At 68.7% G+C, this 17699-nt stretch carries 13 protein-coding genes; 3 read left to right on the top strand and 10 right to left on the bottom strand.

Features of this window, described 5'->3' with window-relative positions; all coding sequences use genetic code 11:
- Window positions 1–456 precede the first annotated feature (456 nt).
- The gene (locus tag AC1DGC_RS11975; protein ID WP_259206952.1) at window positions 457–921 is read right to left on the bottom strand and encodes an RcnB family protein; all 465 of its coding nucleotides are present in this window, start codon (window positions 919–921) and stop codon (window positions 457–459) included.
- Between the two features lie 237 nt (window positions 922–1158).
- On the opposite strand from AC1DGC_RS11975, the gene ettA reads away from it, so the two are divergent.
- The 3 genes from ettA (at window position 1159) to AC1DGC_RS11960 (ending at window position 5337) form a co-directional block, all read left to right on the top strand.
- Window positions 1159–2823, top strand: a complete 1665-nt coding sequence (ettA, locus tag AC1DGC_RS11970) for an energy-dependent translational throttle protein EttA (RefSeq protein WP_259206955.1) — start codon at window positions 1159–1161, stop codon at window positions 2821–2823.
- 151 nt (window positions 2824–2974) lie between these two features.
- A complete protein-coding gene (locus AC1DGC_RS11965) occupies window positions 2975–4291 on the top strand; it encodes an NCS2 family permease (RefSeq protein ID WP_478047935.1) in 1317 nt (438 codons plus the stop codon).
- 47 nt (window positions 4292–4338) lie between these two features.
- Complete coding sequence (locus tag AC1DGC_RS11960) at window positions 4339–5337, top strand: DUF4434 domain-containing protein (protein WP_259206961.1); 999 nt, start codon at window positions 4339–4341, stop codon at window positions 5335–5337.
- Between the two features lie 57 nt (window positions 5338–5394).
- Here the strand turns inward: AC1DGC_RS11960 and AC1DGC_RS11955 are convergent, their stop codons facing one another.
- Genes AC1DGC_RS11955 through AC1DGC_RS11915 form a run of 9 tightly spaced genes read right to left on the bottom strand, consistent with a single transcriptional unit; the run spans window position 5395 to window position 17696 of the window.
- Window positions 5395–6528, bottom strand: coding sequence for an acyl-CoA dehydrogenase family protein (locus AC1DGC_RS11955; protein ID WP_478047934.1), 1134 nt, complete (start codon window positions 6526–6528; stop codon window positions 5395–5397).
- A gap of 4 nt (window positions 6529–6532) precedes the next feature.
- The gene (locus tag AC1DGC_RS11950; RefSeq protein ID WP_259206965.1) at window positions 6533–7219 is read right to left on the bottom strand and encodes an alginate O-acetyltransferase AlgF; all 687 of its coding nucleotides are present in this window, start codon (window positions 7217–7219) and stop codon (window positions 6533–6535) included.
- Entirely contained in the window at window positions 7216–8691 is a 1476-nt protein-coding gene (locus tag AC1DGC_RS11945; protein ID WP_394163838.1) for an AMP-binding protein, read from the bottom strand. Before AC1DGC_RS11945 ends, AC1DGC_RS11950 begins: the two co-directional genes overlap by 4 nt.
- Before the next feature lie 29 nt (window positions 8692–8720).
- Window positions 8721–8951: an acyl carrier protein gene (locus AC1DGC_RS11940; RefSeq protein ID WP_038690541.1), complete on the bottom strand. Its 231-nt coding sequence runs from the start codon at window positions 8949–8951 to the stop codon at window positions 8721–8723.
- A 13-nt stretch (window positions 8952–8964) separates the two neighbouring features.
- The gene (locus tag AC1DGC_RS11935; protein WP_478047933.1) at window positions 8965–10545 is read right to left on the bottom strand and encodes an MBOAT family O-acyltransferase; all 1581 of its coding nucleotides are present in this window, start codon (window positions 10543–10545) and stop codon (window positions 8965–8967) included.
- A 12-nt stretch (window positions 10546–10557) separates the two neighbouring features.
- Window positions 10558–11682 (bottom strand): alginate O-acetyltransferase AlgX-related protein, encoded by a 1125-nt coding sequence (locus AC1DGC_RS11930; protein WP_478047932.1) that lies wholly within the window; start codon window positions 11680–11682, stop codon window positions 10558–10560.
- Between the two features lie 4 nt (window positions 11683–11686).
- Window positions 11687–12718 carry an alginate O-acetyltransferase AlgX-related protein gene (locus AC1DGC_RS11925; RefSeq protein WP_478047931.1) on the bottom strand — a complete coding sequence of 344 codons (1032 nt, stop codon included), beginning with the start codon at window positions 12716–12718 and terminating at the stop codon, window positions 11687–11689.
- A gap of 20 nt (window positions 12719–12738) precedes the next feature.
- A complete protein-coding gene (locus AC1DGC_RS11920; protein ID WP_478047930.1) occupies window positions 12739–15555 on the bottom strand; it encodes an NfrA family protein in 2817 nt (938 codons plus the stop codon).
- Complete coding sequence (locus tag AC1DGC_RS11915) at window positions 15552–17696, bottom strand: glycosyl transferase family protein (protein WP_259206982.1); 2145 nt, start codon at window positions 17694–17696, stop codon at window positions 15552–15554. The genes AC1DGC_RS11920 and AC1DGC_RS11915 overlap by 4 nt, the downstream gene beginning before the upstream one ends.
- Window positions 17697–17699: the final 3 nt, after the last annotated feature.

The raw sequence follows: 17699 nt of genomic DNA, 5'->3' as shown, positions 1-17699 counted from the left end.
GTCGCGCAGTCCAGGCGCCGTGGGGATCGGAGGGTGTCTCCGCTGGGGAGGGTCGCGAGCCCGAGGGCCCCTCAGCGGCCGGTAGGCCCCTGGTGTAGTGTCCCCCGGCCGCGGAGCGGCCTCCTCCTTTATTTTGCAGGAGCCTACCGGCCGCTAAGGGGCTCGGCTGCGCCAGGCAGGAGGAAGCCAGGCTTTTCTGACGTCCGTCGGTGGGTCGGGCGCTGAGCCCCCATGCCCTTTCCGGCGAATGTCCCCCGGCCGCTGCGCGGCCTCCTCCTTTATTTCGCCTCCAAGGGCATGGGGGCCCAGCGCCCGACCCACCGACGACCGCGTCTGGAGAGCCCCAACGCGCGCCTGGCGCATGAAATGCGAATCTTTCTAAAGCAGGCTACGCGGCTCCACAACGAAATGCGGCGCCCTCGAGGGCGCCGCATGGGTTGGAAAGAAACGGTGGGCTTACCGGCTGTTGATCACGTAGTCGGCGATGATGCCGGTGGCGATGGCGACCAGCAGCAGGTTGCCGCGGTCGTCGCGGATCCAGTGGTGGCCATACGGCGGACGACGCACCGAGTAGCGGTTGTAGTCGTTGACCACGTAGACCGGGCCCCGGTAGTACTCGTTGTAGCGGTGACCCCGCGCCCACCCGTAGCCGCGACCCGGGCCCGGGCGATAGACCACGCGCGGCGGCGGCGGTGCCGGGCGGTAATGGCCACGGTTGTCGTAGTAGCGACGATCGTGGTGCGCCTCGCGGCGGTCATCGCGCCAGTCGCGGCGGTCATGCCGGCGATCATGGCGGTCATCGTGGCGGTCGTGGCGGTCGTGCCCACGACCACGGTGGTCGTCATCGGCGAAGGCCGGTGCCACCGCGCCGAGGGCAAGCAGCGAGGCAACGGCCCCGACGACAAATCGATTCATGCGCATGATTGGCCTCGCTTGGTGGATTGATGGCTCCATCATGCGCACGCCATCTGAACGGTTTCCGGCTGGAAACGGTTTCCACTTCAAGGGCCTTGACGGCCCATTCAGGCCCCGGCAAGCCCCGCCCCATGGGCCGACCGGCGACTGTCATCGCTTCCGGCTATAATCGGGAGTACCCCTTTTATTCATCTGTTCCCGTTCCGCATGGAACGGGGGCAGGGTCGCGCCTTCGGAGACCTCATGTCCTCGCAATACATCTACACCATGAACCGCGTCAGCAAGGTGGTCCCGCCCAAGCGGCAGATCATCAAGGACATCTCGCTGTCGTTCTTCCCGGGTGCCAAGATCGGCCTGCTGGGCCTGAACGGCGCCGGCAAGTCCACGGTGCTCAAGATCATGGCCGGCGTGGATACCGACTTCGAGGGCGAAGCCCGCCCGCAGGCCGGCATCAAGGTCGGCTACCTGGCCCAGGAACCCGAGCTGGACCCGACCAAGACCGTGCGTGAAGCGGTCGAGGAAGGCGTGGGCGAAGTGCTGCAGGCCCAGGCCCAGCTCGACGCCGTCTACCTGGCCTACGCCGAGGAAGGCGCCGACTTCGACAAGCTGGCCAAGGAACAGGAGCGCCTGGAGGCGATCCTCGCCGCCGGCGACGCGCACACCCTGGAAAACCAGCTGGACGTGGCCGCCGATGCGCTGCGCCTGCCGCCGTGGGATGCCGTCATCGGCAAGCTCTCCGGTGGTGAAAAGCGCCGCGTGGCGCTGTGCCGCCTGCTGCTGCAGAAGCCGGACATGCTGCTGCTCGACGAACCGACCAACCACCTCGACGCCGAGTCCGTGGAATGGCTGGAACAGTTCCTGGCGCGCTACACCGGCACCGTCGTGGCGGTCACCCATGATCGCTACTTCCTGGACAACGCCGCCGAGTGGATCCTGGAACTGGATCGCGGCCGCGGTATTCCGTGGAAGGGCAACTACACCGACTGGCTGATGCAGAAGGACGAGCGCCTGAAGCAGGAAGACAACCAGGAGAAGTCGCGCCAGAAGGCGATCCAGAAGGAACTGGAATGGTCGCGCCAGAATGCCAAGGGCGGCCGCACCAAGGGCAAGGCCCGTCTGGCCCGCCTGGAAGAGCTGCAGTCGGTGGACTACCAGAAGCGCAACGAAACCAACGAAATCTTCATCCCGCCGGGCGAGCGCCTGGGCAACTCGGTGATGGAGTTCAAGAACGTGTCCAAGAAGTTCGGCGATCGCCTGCTGTTCGACGAACTGAGCTTCCTGGTCCCGGCCGGCGCGATCGTGGGCATCATCGGCCCCAACGGTGCCGGTAAGTCGACCCTGTTCAAGATGATCACCGGCCAGGAAAAGCCGGATTCGGGCGAAATCACCGTCGGCCCGACCGTCAAGCTGTCCTACGTGGACCAGAGCCGCGATGCGCTGGAGGGCAACCACAACGTCTTCCAGGAAATCGCCGGCGGCCTGGACATCCTCAACATCAACGGCATCGAGATCCAGTCGCGCGCCTACATCGGCCGCTTCAACTTCAAGGGCCAGGACCAGCAGAAGCTGGTCGGTTCGCTGTCCGGTGGTGAGCGTGGCCGCCTGCACATGGCCAAGACCCTGCTGCAGGGTGGCAACGTGCTGCTGCTCGATGAACCGTCCAACGACCTGGACATCGAAACCCTGCGTGCGCTGGAAGATGCGCTGCTGGAGTTCCCCGGCAACACCTTCGTGATTTCGCATGACCGCTGGTTCCTGGATCGCATCGCGACCCACATCCTGGCGTTCGAAGGCGACTCGCACGTGGAGTTCTTCCAGGGCAACTACCGCGAGTACGAGGAAGACAAGCGCCGCCGCATGGGCGACGACGCCGCGCCGAAGCGCCTGCGCTTCAAGGCGCTGAAGTAACGGAACGAGAAACGGCCGCGCACTGCGCGGCCGTTTGCATTTGGGTAGGTCATGACCGTTGGTCATGACACAGCCGCGCACTGCGCGGCCGTTTGCATTCTGGCAGGTCACGACCGTGGGTCGTGACGCCTTATCGTCACGAGATTCCACCATGTCCCTCCCCGAGCGCCTGTTCCAGCTGCAGCAGCACGGCACCTCCGTGCGCACCGAAGTGCTGGCCGGCCTGACCACCTTCCTGACGATGTCCTACATCGTCTTCGTCAACCCGGACATCCTGTCCACCACCGGCATGGACCCGGGCGCGGTGTTCGTCGCCACCTGCCTGGCCGCGGCACTGGGCTCGCTGGTCATGGCGTTTGCGGCCAACTTCCCGGTCGGCATGGCCCCGGGCATGGGCTTGAACGCGTTCTTCGCCTTCACCGTGGTCGGCGCAGCCGGGCTGCCCTGGCAGCAGGCGTTGGCCGCCGTCTTCATTTCCGGGCTGGTGTTCCTGGCGCTGTCGCTGACCGGCGTGCGCGCCTGGCTGGTGGCCGGCATCCCCAGCTCGCTGCGTGCGGCGATCGTGGCCGGCATCGGCCTGTTCCTGGCGATCATCGCGCTGCAGAAATCCGGCGTGATCATCGCCAACACCGATACCCTGGTCGCGCTCGGGCCGCTCAACACCGCCCCGCCGCTGCTGGCCCTGGGCGGCTTCCTGCTGATCGCGATCCTGGAAGCGCGCAAGGTGCGCGGCGCGATCCTGATCGGCATCCTGGCCGTCACCGGCGCCGCCTGGCTGCTGGGCGATGTGCAGTTCCATGGGCTGGTGTCGCTGCCGCCGAGCCTGGCCCCCACGTTCCTGCAGCTGGACCTGCCCGGCCTGCTGCACCACAACGGTGGCGCGCCGATCGCCGTGCTGCTGCAGGTGGTGCTGGTGTTCGTCCTGGTGGAGGTGTTCGATGCCACCGGCACGCTGTACGGCGTGGTCGGGCGGGCGGGCCTGTTGAAACTGCCGGGCGCGCAGAAGCGGTTCGGGCGCGCGTTGCTGGCCGACAGTACCGCGATCGTGGCCGGCTCGCTGCTGGGCACCAGCAGCACCACCGCCTTCGCCGAGAGCGCCTCGGGCGTACAGGCCGGTGGCCGCACCGGGTTGACCGCGCTGGTGGTCGCCGCGCTGTTCCTGGCCGCGCTGCTGTTCTCACCGCTGGCGGCGATGGTGCCCGGCTATGCCACCGCCCCTGCCCTGCTGTTCGTGGCCGGGCTGATGCTGCGCGAGCTGGTGGACGTGGACTGGGCCGACCTGACCGAGTCGGTGCCGGCGGCGCTGTGCGCATTGGCGATGCCCTTCACCTATTCCATCGCCAATGGCCTGGCCTTCGGCTTCATTGCCTATGCGGTGCTCAAGGCCGGCACCGGCCGCTGGCGCGACGTGCATCCGGCGGTGTGGCTGGTGGCCGGCTTGTTCGTGCTGCGCTACGCGCTGGAGTAAGCGCCACGGTTCACCCCTCCGCAACGCGGCTCTGGGATGATGGCGGCATGAGCGATGCTTCCCTGCCAGCCGATCTTTCCTCGCCATTGCGTCGCCGCCTGTTGCGTGCGGCGCTGCTGGCGCCTGCGGTGGGCGCGTTGGCGGCCCTGCCCGGCTGCTCGATGCCGGTCCAGGTGGATGGCACCTTCCTGCAACCCTGGCGCAGCCACCTGGACTGGACGATGGCCGACTGGCAGCGTTCGATGCAGCTGGCCGGTCGCCTGGGATGCAAGAGGCTGGTGCTGCAGTGGGCCGGCATCCACGGCGCGCCGGAAGGCGATTGGCTGCTGCCGGACGCGGGCCTGCGGATGCTGTTCACCGCCGCGGGCGAAGCCGGCATCACGGTGCGGGTGGGCCTGCCGTTCGAGCAGTCGTGGTGGACGGCCATCGGCGGCGATGATGCCGCGCTGCAAGCGTTCTTCGCCGACAGCCTGGCGCGCGCGCAGCAGTGGCTGGCGCAGGCCCCATGGGCACGCCTGCAGGCGTTCGGTGGCTGGTACCTGCCCTACGAGATCGAGCAGTACCACTGGGCCGACCCGGCCCGCGTGCAATGGCTGGTGCAGTGGCTGCACGGCCTGCAGCAGGCCGCGCAGGCGCGCGGTGGCGACTGCGCGATGTCCACCTATTTCAGCCGGCTGCAGACCGAAGGCCGGCTGGAGACGGTGTGGGCCAGCGTGCTCGACCAGGTCCCGCTGCGGCCGATGGTGCAGGACGGCGTGGGCGTCGCCGGCGCTGGCAACGTGCAGGAACTGCGGCCGCTGCTGGCGCTGCTCAAGCAACGCGGCGTGGCCTTCGATGCGATCGTCGAGTTGTTCCGCGAACTGCCGGGCGGAAACGCCGACGGTACCCAGTTCAAGGGTGAAACCGCCGACCCGGCGCGTATTGAACGGCAACTGGCCTGGGCGCGCGACAGCGGGGCCGAGCACGTGCTGGTGTACGCGCTGGACCCCTGGCTGTCGCAGGACACGCCGCAGGCCAAGGCATTGCGGCGTCACTGGGGCCTGTAAGGCCTGCCTCCCCTACCGACCGACGGTCGGTAGCGACAGGTTCGTGCCGTACGCGCGTTACAGCGTGCGGCCGATGATCTCGCGCAGGATCTCGCTGCTGCCGCCGAAGATGCGCAGCGCGCGTGCATCGGTCCAGGCGCGGCCGATGCCGTACTCGCTGCTGTAGCCGTAGCCGCCGTGCAGCTGCAGCAGGTCATCAAGCACCGTGCCCTGCAGTTCGGTGGCATTGAGCTTGGCCATCGCCGCCACCGTCGCATCCAGCCGGCCCTGCATCTGCTCGCCCAGGCACTGGTCGAGGAAACTGCGCAGCATCGCCAGTTTGGCAGCCGCATCGGCGAGCACGAAACGGGTGTTCTGGTGGTCGATCAGGAAGCGCCCGAATGCCTTGCGCTGGCGCACGTAGGCCACGGTCTCGGCGAGCATGCCTTCGGCCGAGGCCGCCGCACGCAGCGCGATGGCCAGGCGCTCGGCGGCCAGTTGTTCACCCAGGTAATCGAAGCCGCGCTGTTCTTCGCCCAGCAGGTGCGAGGCCGGCACCACGACGTTGTCGAAGAACAGTTCGCTGGTGTCCTGCGCATGCTGTCCGATCTTGGGCATCGGCGCGCCACGGGTGACGCCGGGCCACGCGGTATCCACGCAGAACAGGGTCAACCCGCGCGCACCCAGCTCCGGCGCGACGGTCGCCACCATCACCACCACGTCGGCATTGCTGCCGTTGGTGATCCAGGTCTTCTGGCCGTTCAGCAGGTAATGCTCGCCCTGGCGCTCGGCGCGGGTGCGGATCGCCTTGAGGTCGCTGCCGGCGCCGGGTTCGGTCATGGCAATGGCACCGATGGCCTCACCGCGGGCCATCGCCGGCAACCACGCATCGCGCACGACATCGCTGCCGTACTGCATCAGGTACGGCGCCACCATGTCCGAGTGGATCGAGAATCCGATGCCCAGGTAGTTCGCGCGCGCCAGTTCTTCGGTCACGCACGCGGCATGCCCGTAATCACCGCCGAGGCCATAAGGCTCGGGCAGCTGGCAGTTGAGCAGGCCGGCCTCGCCCGCTGCGCGCCACAGCGACCGCGGCGTGATGCCGTCGCGCTCCCACTGCGCGTAATGCGGCGCGATGTCGCTGTCGATGAAGCGACGCACCTGCGCGCGGAACAGGGCGTGGTCGTCGCGGAAAACGGAACGCTCGGACATGGGATCAGCGGCCCACCGCGTCGGTGCCACTGAGCTGGCCCTGCAGCACCGGGGCGGCCGCCGTGCCGGTCAGGAACAGGCTGTAGTGATCGCCGGGCTGTAGCGCCGGCAGCGCCAGCGGGGCGCTGTCCTTGCTGCCGCAGCCGGCCACCAGGCGCGCCTTGACCGGGTTGATGCCGCGCGCACTGCTGCTGCCGGCGGGCACCGCCGGGAACACCACCGGCCCCTTGTCAGCCATGGCCAGGCGGCCCTGCGTGCAGCCGCTGGCAAGATTGTAGAAACGGATCTCGGCCTTGAGCGCGTCGCTGGTGCCGCCGCCATCGGCCAACACCGCCAGCGGCCTGGTCGGGGTGGCGGCATCCAGCACCAGCGTCGTGAAGCTGCCAGCGGCGACCTGCGCCTGGCTGCGCGGCTTGCCGGCCACGCGCAGGTTGAACGGCTTGCCGCCTTCGACGATGGCGTAGCGGGTGGCGCGGGTGGCCGGGCCGATGCTCTGCTCGGCACCGTTGCCGACGGCGACCTTGAGCGCGGCGCTACCGGGATTCAACACGCGTACGAAGGCCGAGCCGGCCGGCGGCCGCGGCGCGTACAGCTGCGCGAGGCGGCCTTCCTGGCCCCCCTGCTGCGCGTAAGCGGCCAGCGGGGAAAGCACCAACAGGGCGGCGGTGAGCGGGATCAGGGTGCGCTTCATGGTCTGGGTTCCTGGCTGCGGAGCGTGCGCGCCAATGCATAGCGCTGCTCCAGTTGTCTGCGGTCGACCTTGTTGCTGTTGCCGGTGGGCAACGCATCCACGGCGATCAGTTCGGAGGGAATCATGTAGGGCGGGACGCGGCGGCCGAGCTGTTCCTTCCAGTCGTGCAACGCGGCGGGCAGCGGCTGCACCAGGCCTTCGCCGGGCTGGGCCAGTTCGACGAAGCCGATCATCCGCACCAGGCTGCCGTCGGGCCGGCGCAGCACCACCGCTGCACCCGCCACCACGCCGTCCAGCGTGGACAGCGAGGCATCCACTTCGGCCAGCTCGATGCGGTAGCCGTTGAGCTTGATCTGGTCGTCCTTGCGGCCGCGGAAGTACACGCGGCCCTGGTCGTCGAGATCGCCGAGGTCGCCACTGCGGTAGGCGCGCTTGCCGTGGTGGTCGAACAACACGCCTTCGTCCAGGTCCGGGCGGTCCAGATAGCCGCGCATGACGTGGTCGCCGGCCATGCAGATTTCGCCATCGTCGATGAAGACCTCGGCATACGGCTTGGCCACGCCGATCGGGAACGGGTTCGGGGCGGCCGCACGCAGCGCCGGGTCGATCTCCACCCAGGTGGTCGAGCAGGTGGCTTCGGTGGGGCCGTAGGAGTTGATGATGCGCGCCTGCGGGAAACGCGCCCACAGTTCCTCGGCCACGCGCGGGGTGAGCGATTCGGCGCCGAACACGAAGACCTTCAACGACGGCAGGTGCTCGGCGTTGAAGCGTGGGTTGAGCATCTGCTGGCGCACGAACGAGGGCGTGGAGGCCCACACCGCCACCGCCGAATGCCGCAGGTGCTCGACGAAACGCTCGCTGTCGGCGATCACCTCGCGCGGGCACAGCACGCAGCTGCCGCCCAGGCCGAGCGCACCGCACAGGTCGAACAGCGAGAAGTCGAAGCTGAAGAGCATCTGGTTGAGGAACGCCGGTGCTTCACCCAGCTGCAGGCAGTCGCGGATCCAGCCGGTGAACAGCGCCACGCTGTCGCGGCCGATCTGCACGCCCTTGGGGTCGCCGGTGCTGCCCGAGGTGAACATGATGTAGGCCAGCTCCGGCACGCGCAGCGCGCGCGGCGCATCGGCGCCAGGGCCGAAGGTGTCGGTGGCCGCATCGTAGATCGCCCCGGCATGGGTGAGCTGGGTGATGCGCTGCAGCCGCGCCGCCGGGTTGATGGTGTCCACCGGTACGTAGGTGACGCCCAGTTGCAGGCAGCCCAGCATGGCCACCACGAACGCGGACTGCTTGTGCCCGGAGATCACCAGCGCATGCCCCGGCTGCACGCCGGCCGCCTGCGCGCGCACGATCCAGGCCTGGGTCGCCGCGTGCAGCGCGGCCCAGTCCAGGGTGCCATCGGCATCGTGCAGCGCCGGCGCGTGCGGCGCGCGGTCCAGCTCGACGAAGCGGCAGTGGTCGAAATCGAAGCGCATGCGGGCGGCTCCTGCAGGGGGGGGAAGGCTCAGCGCTGGTGCGCGGCCACGTAGTCGGCCAGCACCTGCACCGAATCGACCAGCGCATCGATCTCGTCGACCGGCAGGGTCACGCCGAGGCGGTCCTTGACCTCGACCATCAGCTGCACCTTGGACATCGAGTCGAACAGCGACTCCATGTATTCGTCCGGCTGCACGCGGGTGCCGATCACCGCTTCGACGATGTCGATCAACTGGGCCTGGAGGGTCTGGATATCCATCGGGTTCACCTTGTCAGAACTGGAAGTAGAGGAAACGGGATTCTTTGTGCAGGCTCAGCAGCGACAGGCCCAGCATCAGCAGCATCACCAGCAGCCATTGCCAGTTGGGCTGCCAGCGCATCCACGCGCGCGGGGCCGGGCTCGGCTTGGCCAGCGACGGGCCGTACACGCCCATGATCTGCTGCGCATTGGGTGCCAGCCAGACGATGGCCAGCAGCACCAGGATGTAGAGCAGCTGCACGTGGTGCCCGGCCAGCAGGCGCCAGCTGTCGCCCAGCCCCATGCCGCCAAGGTAGCCCAGGTTCTCCAGGCTTTCCCAACCACGCACGCCGAACATGGCCTGGACCAGCTCCCAGGCATCGTGCACGCCGTCGGCGCGGAAGAACGCCTGTGCCACCAGCACCGCGGCAAAGGTGAGCAGCACGTAGCCGGCATGCTGGTACCAGCGCAGCTGGCGCAGCGCGGCCGGCTTGCGGCCACCGACGAACACGCGCCAGGCATGGTTGATGGAGAGGTAGCCGGCATGCAGCAGGCCGAAGATCAGGAACTGCAGGCCGGCGCCATGCCAGATGCCGGCCAGGCCCATCGCCCACACCGTGGGCAGCACGATCATCGACAGGAAGCCGCCGGCCGAGGCCACCGCGGCCGGGCCGGTGGCGCGGCCGTGGCGGGTGCGCCAGCGGGTCACCGCCATCGCCACCGGGTAGTACAGGTAGGCGGTGATGTAGCGGGTGAGGGTCATGTGCCAGCGCGCCCAGAAGTCGATCACGCTGGTCGCCTTGTACGGCGAGTTGAAGTTGAGCGGGAAGCGGATGCCGAACATCCGCGCCAGGCCCAGCGCCATGTCCGAGTAACCGGAAAAATCGAAGTAGAGCTGCAACGCATAGCTGAGCGCGGTGGCCCAGGCCCCCCAGAACTGGACCTCGCCCGTGGACGCGAAGCCGGCATCGGCATACGGGGCGATGGTGTCGGCCAGCAGCACTTTCTTGGCCAGACCGATCACGAACAGCATGCCGCCCACCGAGAGGTTGTCGGCCTGGAAACGGTAGGTTTCGCGCTTGCTGAACTGCGGCATCATCTCCTTGTGGTGGAGGATGGGGCCGGCGATCAGGTGCGGGAAGAAGGTCACGAACAGCACGTAGCTGAGCGGGCTGCGGTCGTTGACCACGCCGGCACGGCAGTCGAGCAGGTAGCCGATCTGGGTGAAGGTGAAGAAGGAAATGCCCAGCGGCAGGATCAGCGCGTCCATCGGGCCGACGTTGAAACCCATCTCGCCGACGAAATTCACCATCGCCGCGAAGTACTTGTAGTGCACCAGCAGCAGCAGGTCGGCGGCCACGCCCAGCGCGGTGGCCAGCAGCTGCAGCCTGGGCCGCCTGGTCAGCGACAGGATCACCAGGCTGACCAGGTAATTGAACACGATCGAGCCGGACAGCAGGATCACGAACTGCGGGTTCCACCAGCCGTAGAACACGATCGAGGCCACGCACAGCCACAACGCGGCCAGCCGCGGTCGCACCGCACCCAGCGCGTAATGCACGCCCAGTGCGATCGGCAGGAACACCAGCAGGAACAGGAAAGAGTTGAAAAGCATCGTCCGTAGCGCTCAGTGGATCTCGGCCAGCGTTGCCTGCTCACCGTCGGTCAACGGCAAGGACAGGGCCATTTCAGAGAATTCCCAGACCACCAGCTTCACTGTCGATGGCCACTGCGCACGCTGCGGCCAGGCGGCCAGCAACGCGCCCGAGAACTGCCCACCATCCAGGCTCTGGTTCCACACTTCGCGCCCCAGCGCATGGCCCAGGCGCTCGGCAAACAGGCTGCGGCGGCCATTGGAGCTGCCCAGCAGCAGTACCTCCACCGGCGGGGTGTCATCGAGCAGGCCGCCGCTGCGCAGCGGGGTGATCACCTGCTCCGGCTCGCGGTCGAGCGCCGGGCGCCAGGCCGGCGGTGCCTTCTCCAATCCGGCCAGCACGATCAGGTCGCCCATGCGCGGTTTGGCTGCGCCCGGCGCGCCGACCTCGAAGGCCTGCCCGCCCGGGCCCCCCAGCAAGGGCAGCGCAGCGGCGGCCACCGCGTCGGCGGCGCGCTGCGCGCCGAGCCGGTTCATGTGCACGTCGGTACGGAAGAACATGGGCGCGTCGGCGCCCTGCAGCACCGGGAGCAGGTCGGCCGACGGCACCTGGGCGGCCTGCAGTGCCTGCTGCCAATGGCCGAGCCGCGCGCGCATGTTCGCCGAATGCCGCAGCCCGCAGGTGTGCGCCTGTTCGATCCGCGACTTGTCCGGCACCACCACCACCAGCAACTGCACGCCCTGCGCCTTGAGCTGGGCCGACCAGTGCCGCATCAGGCGTACCCGCTGCTGGACGACCTGGTCGCCGGCACCCGGCTGCGGGCGCAGGCCGTCGCGATAGAACAGCCAGTCCGGGCACCCCAGTGCGACCTGCGGGCCGAGGTCGCCCAGCAGGCGATAGCGCACCGCCGCCGTGGCCAGGTCGGCCTGGGCCTGCACCGGCAGCTTGAGCGCTTCGTTGATCGCGCGGCCCGCCTCGCCATCGGCCCAGCGCGCCGGTGCCAGCGACGCCGCCGGAATCTTCGCCCTGCCCAGCATCCAGCCGCCAGCGAGCAGGCCGACCACCAGCAGCGCGATCACCACCACCGTCGTGGGCAGGTGGGCACGCGCCGGCGCGGCGGGGGGCAGGGGCGCGGGCGCGCCGGGACGAGCACTCATCGGGTTACTGCCCCAGTGCCTTGTTCAAGCGTGCGGTCCATTGCTGCGGGGTCATGATCGAGGCGTTGTCCCACTGGCCACGTGCATCCGGGCCCTGCACGTAGGACGGCTCGAACATCTGCCAGACCAGCACCTGCGGCTTGTGCGCGCGGAACTCGGGCGACTCCAGGTACTCCAGCAGCATCACCCAGTGGCCGACGTTGCCCGGCTTCCAGTTCACCGAGACCGGGCGGTCGAGCACGTTGGAGAGCTTCTGCGGGAAGCCGAAGTACGGCTGCACCATGCTGTGGCCGGTGACATGGACCGGCGCCGGCGCATCGTCCAGCAGCGACTGCTGCTCGGCCTGGCGGCGCACGGTGAAGGTGTCACGGCCAATGGACCTGCGCTGCTCTTCGGTGAGGAAGAGTTCGGCCAGGTCGCCGAAGCGGCGTTCCTTGATCTCGCTGCCCAGCGCCATCCCGGTGCCGGCCTCGCCCGCCAGGCTGGGCACCTGCTGGCGGATCTGTGCCGCCACGGCCGAGGCCACGGCGTCGGCCGCCGGCTGGGTCCAGTGCTGGTCGCTGCGGTAGAACACCTCCTGCCCGCCCTGTTTGACCTGGCGCAACACCTGCAACGCATCGACCGAGGACACGCCGGAGGTTTCCAGCCCGTCATGGACCAGCGCATAGCGGCCGCGTACGGCCTCGCCCAGGCGCTTGCCGTCGGGCAGCTTGTCTTCGTAGAACAGGGCCTTGTCCGGCAGCACCAGCACCTCCAGCTTGACCCCGGCCGCGGCCAGCGCGGTGCGCGCCTGGGCGATCAGCTGGGTGTTGCGGGCAATCGCCGGCGCATCGACGTCGGTGAGGCTGCCCCACGCCGGGAACAGCCAGCCATCCTTGCCGATCAGCACGATCGAGGAGTCCTGGTTGGCCGCGCCGGCCGCCGCCGGCGGCGTCTGTGCGATCGCCGGTGCCGTGGCGCACAGCGCGCCGCACAGCGCGGCCAGCAACAGCGGCCGCAGGCGGGAGGGGCGGGCGGAGGATCGGGCGTGGGTCATCGTCGGGTCCTTTTCCTGGATCAGTAATAGAGCGTGGCAGTGGCGAACAGGCCCTTGGCCCGCTGCGTATCGCCGCCGCCGATGGCGAAGCGGTACTGCACCGCCACGTCGAGATACGAGCGTGCGGCGTTGTAATGGTCTTCGCGGAACCAGTAACGCACGCCAACGCCGGGACCGGCCCCCAGCGACCAGCTGCTGGCGGTGTCGGACAGGGTGAAGGACTGCGCGCCGATCAGCGGGTACTCGATGCCACGCACCTTCGAGGTCTGGTCGATCCAGTCCGCGCCGACCACCAGGTACGGGTTGACCACCCAGCGGGTCTGCGCGGCGCCGAAGCGGTAGCTGCGCCCGGCGCGGACTTCGGCCGCACCAAACCATTGCTGGCGACGCAGGCGGCCATCGGACTGCAGGATGCGCTGCGACGGATCGCCATTGGCGTCCAGCCCATCGATGGTGAAGTGGGCGCGGTTGTCGTCCCAGCTCAGGCCGGCCTGCGCGTAACCGCTGAGCGTCCACCACTGGTTGACGTCGGTACGCACACCGGTGCCCTTGTAGAAGCCGTAGGTCAGGTAGGACATCCAACCGCCGGCGTTGCTGTCCAGGCGATACCGGGCCAGCGTGTTGATCTGCAGCGGACGATTGGAGTCGAGCTGGATGCGGCACTGGATCGCGGTGGAATCGGGATAGATGCCGCCGTTGCGGGTGGCGGTACCGGCGAACTGGCGGCGCTCGATGCCCGCGCTCAGACCGGTCTGGCCAAACGCATAGCGCACGCCGAAGGAGGCGATGGTGGACGGCCAGCCGGCGATCGAGCGCGAGCGGCTCAGGCGTTCGGCCCGGGCGCGGGCGTCCTCGGTGGCTTCACCGGTGCAGGGGTCCACGGCCAGGATCGACTCGAACGTGCCGCCCTCGTCGTACAGCGTGTTGGCGATGCGTGCGTAGGCTTCGAGCGTGCCGTGGCGGGTGTTCAACGCGGGCGGCCGCCAGAATGCTTCGAGCGTGCCGAACACCGAATCGCCCGGCGTGCTGATCGCCGCGCCGCCGAGGTTGGTGGCTGCCTGGCGCGCGCCGCGGTAGCCGGCCGAGGCGATCACGCCCCACTCGCGCGAGAGGTTGGCGATGGAGCTGCGGGTGTTGTAGCGCTGCGCCGTGTCCAGTTTCAGCGTGCCTGCGTCGGCACTGTCGATCGCGCCGCGCAGCAGGGTCACCGCGTCGCGGTTGGCGCCGCTGGCCGCGCTGGCATAGGCCTGGTCCAGGATCACGGTGGGCGGCGCCTTGCCGGTGGCCTGGGCCGCGCGGAAGTCGGCCAGCGCCTGCTCCGGCTCGCCGACGCGCTGGTGGAGGTAGCCGCGCTGCATGAGCAGGGCGGCGTCATCGGGCGTGGCCGCCAACGCGGTGTCCAGGCGCTGCCGCGCCTGCGCCGCCTGGGCACGGTCGCCGGCCGACAGGGTGGTGGTCAGCAGCGCCTGCAGGGTGCGGTTGTCGGGGTCATCGCTGACGGCCTGCTGGGCCTGGCGGATGGCTTCCTGGTAGTCCTGCCGGCCGAATGCCGCGTAGGCGCGCTGCGACGCCCCGCCCTCGCCCTGCAGGTCGGCCGGCATCACTTCGCACTGCGTGCCGTAAGGTGTATCGCGACACTGCTGGAACGGTGCCGGGTAGTCGGCCAGGGTGAGCGCCTGGCCGGGCCGGGCCTGTGCCAGCGCCTTGCTGCGTTCGGCCACCGCATCCTGCACGGCCTTGCGTGCGTCGGCGTCCAGGTCTGCATAGGTCTCCTGCTGCAGCGGCTGCAGCAGCTGGGTCGCGCGGGCGCGGTCGCCGGCGGCGATCGCCGCATCGGTGGCGAGCAGGCGCACGTTGCGCAATTGCTGGCCATCCAGCCAATCCTGCTTGAGCGCAGCGTCGAAGTCCGCGTTGGCTTGCGCGGTCTTCATCTGGCGCTGGCGCAGGTAGGCGCGCATCACCAGGGCGACGGTGTCGTCGCTGTCATTGGCCAGGGCCTGGTCGGCGGTGGTCTCGGCCGCCGGCAGTTGTTCATCGAGCATCTGCGCGGTCATCAGCAGCAGGCGGTGCGAGGCGACATCGGGCGCGTGCTCGACGGCCTGCTGCGCGGATCGGGTGGCCGCGCCGAAGTCCTGCGCGATCAGTGCCTGATAGCCTTCCTGCGCCGGCTTGACCGCCCGCTGCCGGCCCAGCGCGACCCGCTTTGCCTGCAGGTCGCCGACGTTGGGCGCGCCGAGCTGGATCGCCGTGGCCGCCGCGGCGTCAGCCTGTTCCAACTGCTGCTGGGCCTCCAGCGAGGCCACCCACAGGGTCGCCCACGCGCCCTGCTGCGGTTGCTGGCGGAACGCCTGCTCGGCCTTGCTGGCAGCCTCTGCCATGCGGTCGTTGTTGTAGGCCTCGTAGGCCTGGGTGGCCAGCGCGAACGCGCGCTGGTAGGCCAGCTCGGCCGCCGTGGGTTTCGCGGCGGCGGCAGCCCGGGGGCCGGCGGCGGCATTGCCGCGTGCCGGGGCGGCCGCCAGCGCCGGCAACGCCGGATCGGTGATGCCCGCGGCGATGGCACGCTGTGCCAGGGCGCGCGCCTCGTCGTTGCGGCCCAGCTTCTGCGCCGCGTAGATCTGCAGCAGCCGCAGCCGCGCCACGTCCGGGCGCAACCGCACCGCCTCGCTGGCGCTGCGGTAGGCCTGGGGGAAATCGCCGCGCTCATAGGCGCCGAATGCCTGCTCGGCGATGCGGTAGGCGTTGCCCGAGAGCGGCAATGATTCCTGCGCGTGCGCACAGGCACTGCCCAGGCCGATCAGACTCAGCGCGATCACGCTGGAAAGCAGGGTGGTCCTCATGCCTTCAGCTCTCCGTCGGCGCTGTATTGGGGTTGCCCGGACCGGCGATGCTGCTCGCGCACCGCTTCGGCGATCGCCGCTTCGGTGGCCACGCCGTGCTTGACCAGGTAGTCGCCGATGCGCCCGTCGCGCTGCGGCTTGTATTCGTCCAGCACGCGCTCGAACTGGTCGCGGGCGATCAGGCGCATCTCCACCAGCAGGTCGCCGAGCAACGGCACCGCGTCGATGCGGTAGGTTTCACCGCTGATCAGACGCAGGCCGGCATTGATTTCGCTTTCGCGCGCGATCGACTGCTCCACGGCACTGGCGTGCACGTCGTGCAGCAGCTGGGCCTGCTCGGCCTCGCTGAGCGGGTTGGCCACCGCGACCGACAAGGTATCGGCCGTGCTGCGCGGCAGCGGCAACAGGCGCCACTGCACGCACGCTTCCACCGACAGCGGGAACACCCCGGCCTGCAGGTAGTCCACGTCGATGACGGCACGCGCCAGGTCGCCTTGGAACGCGATGGCCTCGGCCAGGGTTTCATCATCCAGCCAGCCCTGCGAGACCAGGATCCGGCCCAGCGGCTGCTGGCGCCCGCCCTGCTGTTGCTGCAGCGCTTCTTCCAGGCGTTCGGGCTCGACCGCCTGCCAGGTGGTGAGCAGCTCGCCGAGGCGCTTGCGGGTCTGCACCAGCTGCGAGGCACTGGGGAAATCGTGCATGGTCTTGTCCCACACCATGCGCTTGCCGAACAGCAGGTACAGCAGGAACATGCGCCACGCGCGCGCGGTGGCCATGAAGTTGATCATGTTGCCGACCACCATGCGCGGGATCGACATCAACGCGTGTTCCCATCCGTACAGCTTGTTGACGAAGTAGAAGCGCTGCACCACGCGACTGGCCAGGGCAGCGGTGGTGATCAGGGCGATGTTCATCTGCCAGGTGCCGGCCTGGAAGATGGTCGGGAACTGGGTCTGCCACAGCCCGGTCATCTTCAATACCCAGAACAGCAGCAGCTGCAGGAAGATGATGTAGGCGATGATGCTGACGAACGAGGTGACGATGCCCTTGCGGTCGCGCGCCAGCAGGTACTTGGTGGCCAGCGAGCCGCGCCAGCCCAGCGTTTCCCAGCTCTGCAGGCCGATGCCGAGGACCCAGCGCGCCTTCTGCCGGTAGGAGGCGCGGAAGTTGTCGGGGAAATACTCGCGCACGCACAGCGCCATCGACTGGGTGCTTTCGCGCACCGGTCCCCAGCCGAACCACGAGGGGCGGCGCACGCGGAACTGCACCGGGAACCGGGCGAAGATCGAATGCATGCCCATCGCCGCCAGGCGCGCGCCCACGTCGTAGTCCTCGGTGAGGCTGTCGGTGTTGAACGGCTGGTTGTTGGTGGCCGCGCTCAATGCCAGCAGCGCCTTGCGCGAGAAGCAGGTGCCGACGCCCGCCGAGGGCACCATGCCGGACACGCTTTCGCGCACCACCAGGTCCTTGGCGTGCCATTCGGCGAACTCGTCCATGTAGACGCCGGCGATCAACTCGTACCACTCGCGATCCAGCGAGGTCACCGGCAACTGGATCATGTCCTTGCGCGGCAGCAGGTAGTTGAAGAAGCGCAGCTCCATCGGGTGCAGCACGTCCTCGCTGTCGTGCAGGATCACCCCGGCAAACTCGATGTCGTGGCGCTTCTCGTAATCGAAGATCGACAGGATCAGCCAGTTCAGGCAGTCGGCCTTGCTGGTCGGGCCGGCATGCGGCACCTCCACCCGGCGCAGGCGCTTGTAGCGCCGGCGCATGCGCTCCACCTCGGCGATGGTCTCGGCATCGTTGGGATAGGTGCCGACGAAGACGATGTACTCGCGGTAGTCGAGTACATCGATCATGTTCTCCACCATCTGCGCGATCACGTCGTACTCGGCCCAGGCCGGCACCATGATCGCCAACGGTTGCTCCGGGCGCTGCAGCAGGTCCTGCTGGGTCAGCGGGCGATACTCGCGCCGCTTCTTGACGGTCAGCGTGCGCCAGCTTTCGCGGACCCAGTACCAGATGTCGATGAACAGGTCATCGAGGCTGGAAATCAGGATCAACACGGCCACCGCCGCCGCCACTGTTTCCAGGGCGGCGTAGTAGTTGGCCAGGTGGATATCCCAGGGGAGACCGTTCACGGT

This window comes from Stenotrophomonas sp. 05N37 (assembly GCF_056397365.1).
Note: the sequence above shows the minus strand (reverse complement) of the source record. Positions and strands in the feature narration are given on the sequence as shown.

Bases quoted from the DNA above. Each gene is read 5' to 3' on its own strand.
- AC1DGC_RS11975 (WP_259206952.1), bottom strand. From the start codon at position 921: ATGCGCATGAATCGATTTGTCGTCGGGGCCGTTGCCTCGCTGCTTGCC.
- AC1DGC_RS11940 (WP_038690541.1), bottom strand. From the start codon at position 8,951: ATGGATATCCAGACCCTCCAGGCCCAGTTGATCGACATCGTCGAAGCG.
- AC1DGC_RS11930 (WP_478047932.1), bottom strand. From the start codon at position 11,682: ATGAGTGCTCGTCCCGGCGCGCCCGCGCCCCTGCCCCCCGCCGCGCCG.
- ettA (WP_259206955.1), top strand. From the start codon at position 1,159: ATGTCCTCGCAATACATCTACACCATGAACCGCGTCAGCAAGGTGGTC.
- AC1DGC_RS11955 (WP_478047934.1), bottom strand. From the start codon at position 6,528: ATGTCCGAGCGTTCCGTTTTCCGCGACGACCACGCCCTGTTCCGCGCG.
- AC1DGC_RS11920 (WP_478047930.1), bottom strand. From the start codon at position 15,555: ATGAGGACCACCCTGCTTTCCAGCGTGATCGCGCTGAGTCTGATCGGC.
- AC1DGC_RS11935 (WP_478047933.1), bottom strand. From the start codon at position 10,545: ATGCTTTTCAACTCTTTCCTGTTCCTGCTGGTGTTCCTGCCGATCGCA.
- AC1DGC_RS11945 (WP_394163838.1), bottom strand. From the start codon at position 8,691: ATGCGCTTCGATTTCGACCACTGCCGCTTCGTCGAGCTGGACCGCGCG.
- AC1DGC_RS11950 (WP_259206965.1), bottom strand. From the start codon at position 7,219: ATGAAGCGCACCCTGATCCCGCTCACCGCCGCCCTGTTGGTGCTTTCC.
- AC1DGC_RS11960 (WP_259206961.1), top strand. From the start codon at position 4,339: ATGAGCGATGCTTCCCTGCCAGCCGATCTTTCCTCGCCATTGCGTCGC.
- AC1DGC_RS11925 (WP_478047931.1), bottom strand. From the start codon at position 12,718: ATGACCCACGCCCGATCCTCCGCCCGCCCCTCCCGCCTGCGGCCGCTG.
- AC1DGC_RS11965 (WP_478047935.1), top strand. From the start codon at position 2,975: ATGTCCCTCCCCGAGCGCCTGTTCCAGCTGCAGCAGCACGGCACCTCC.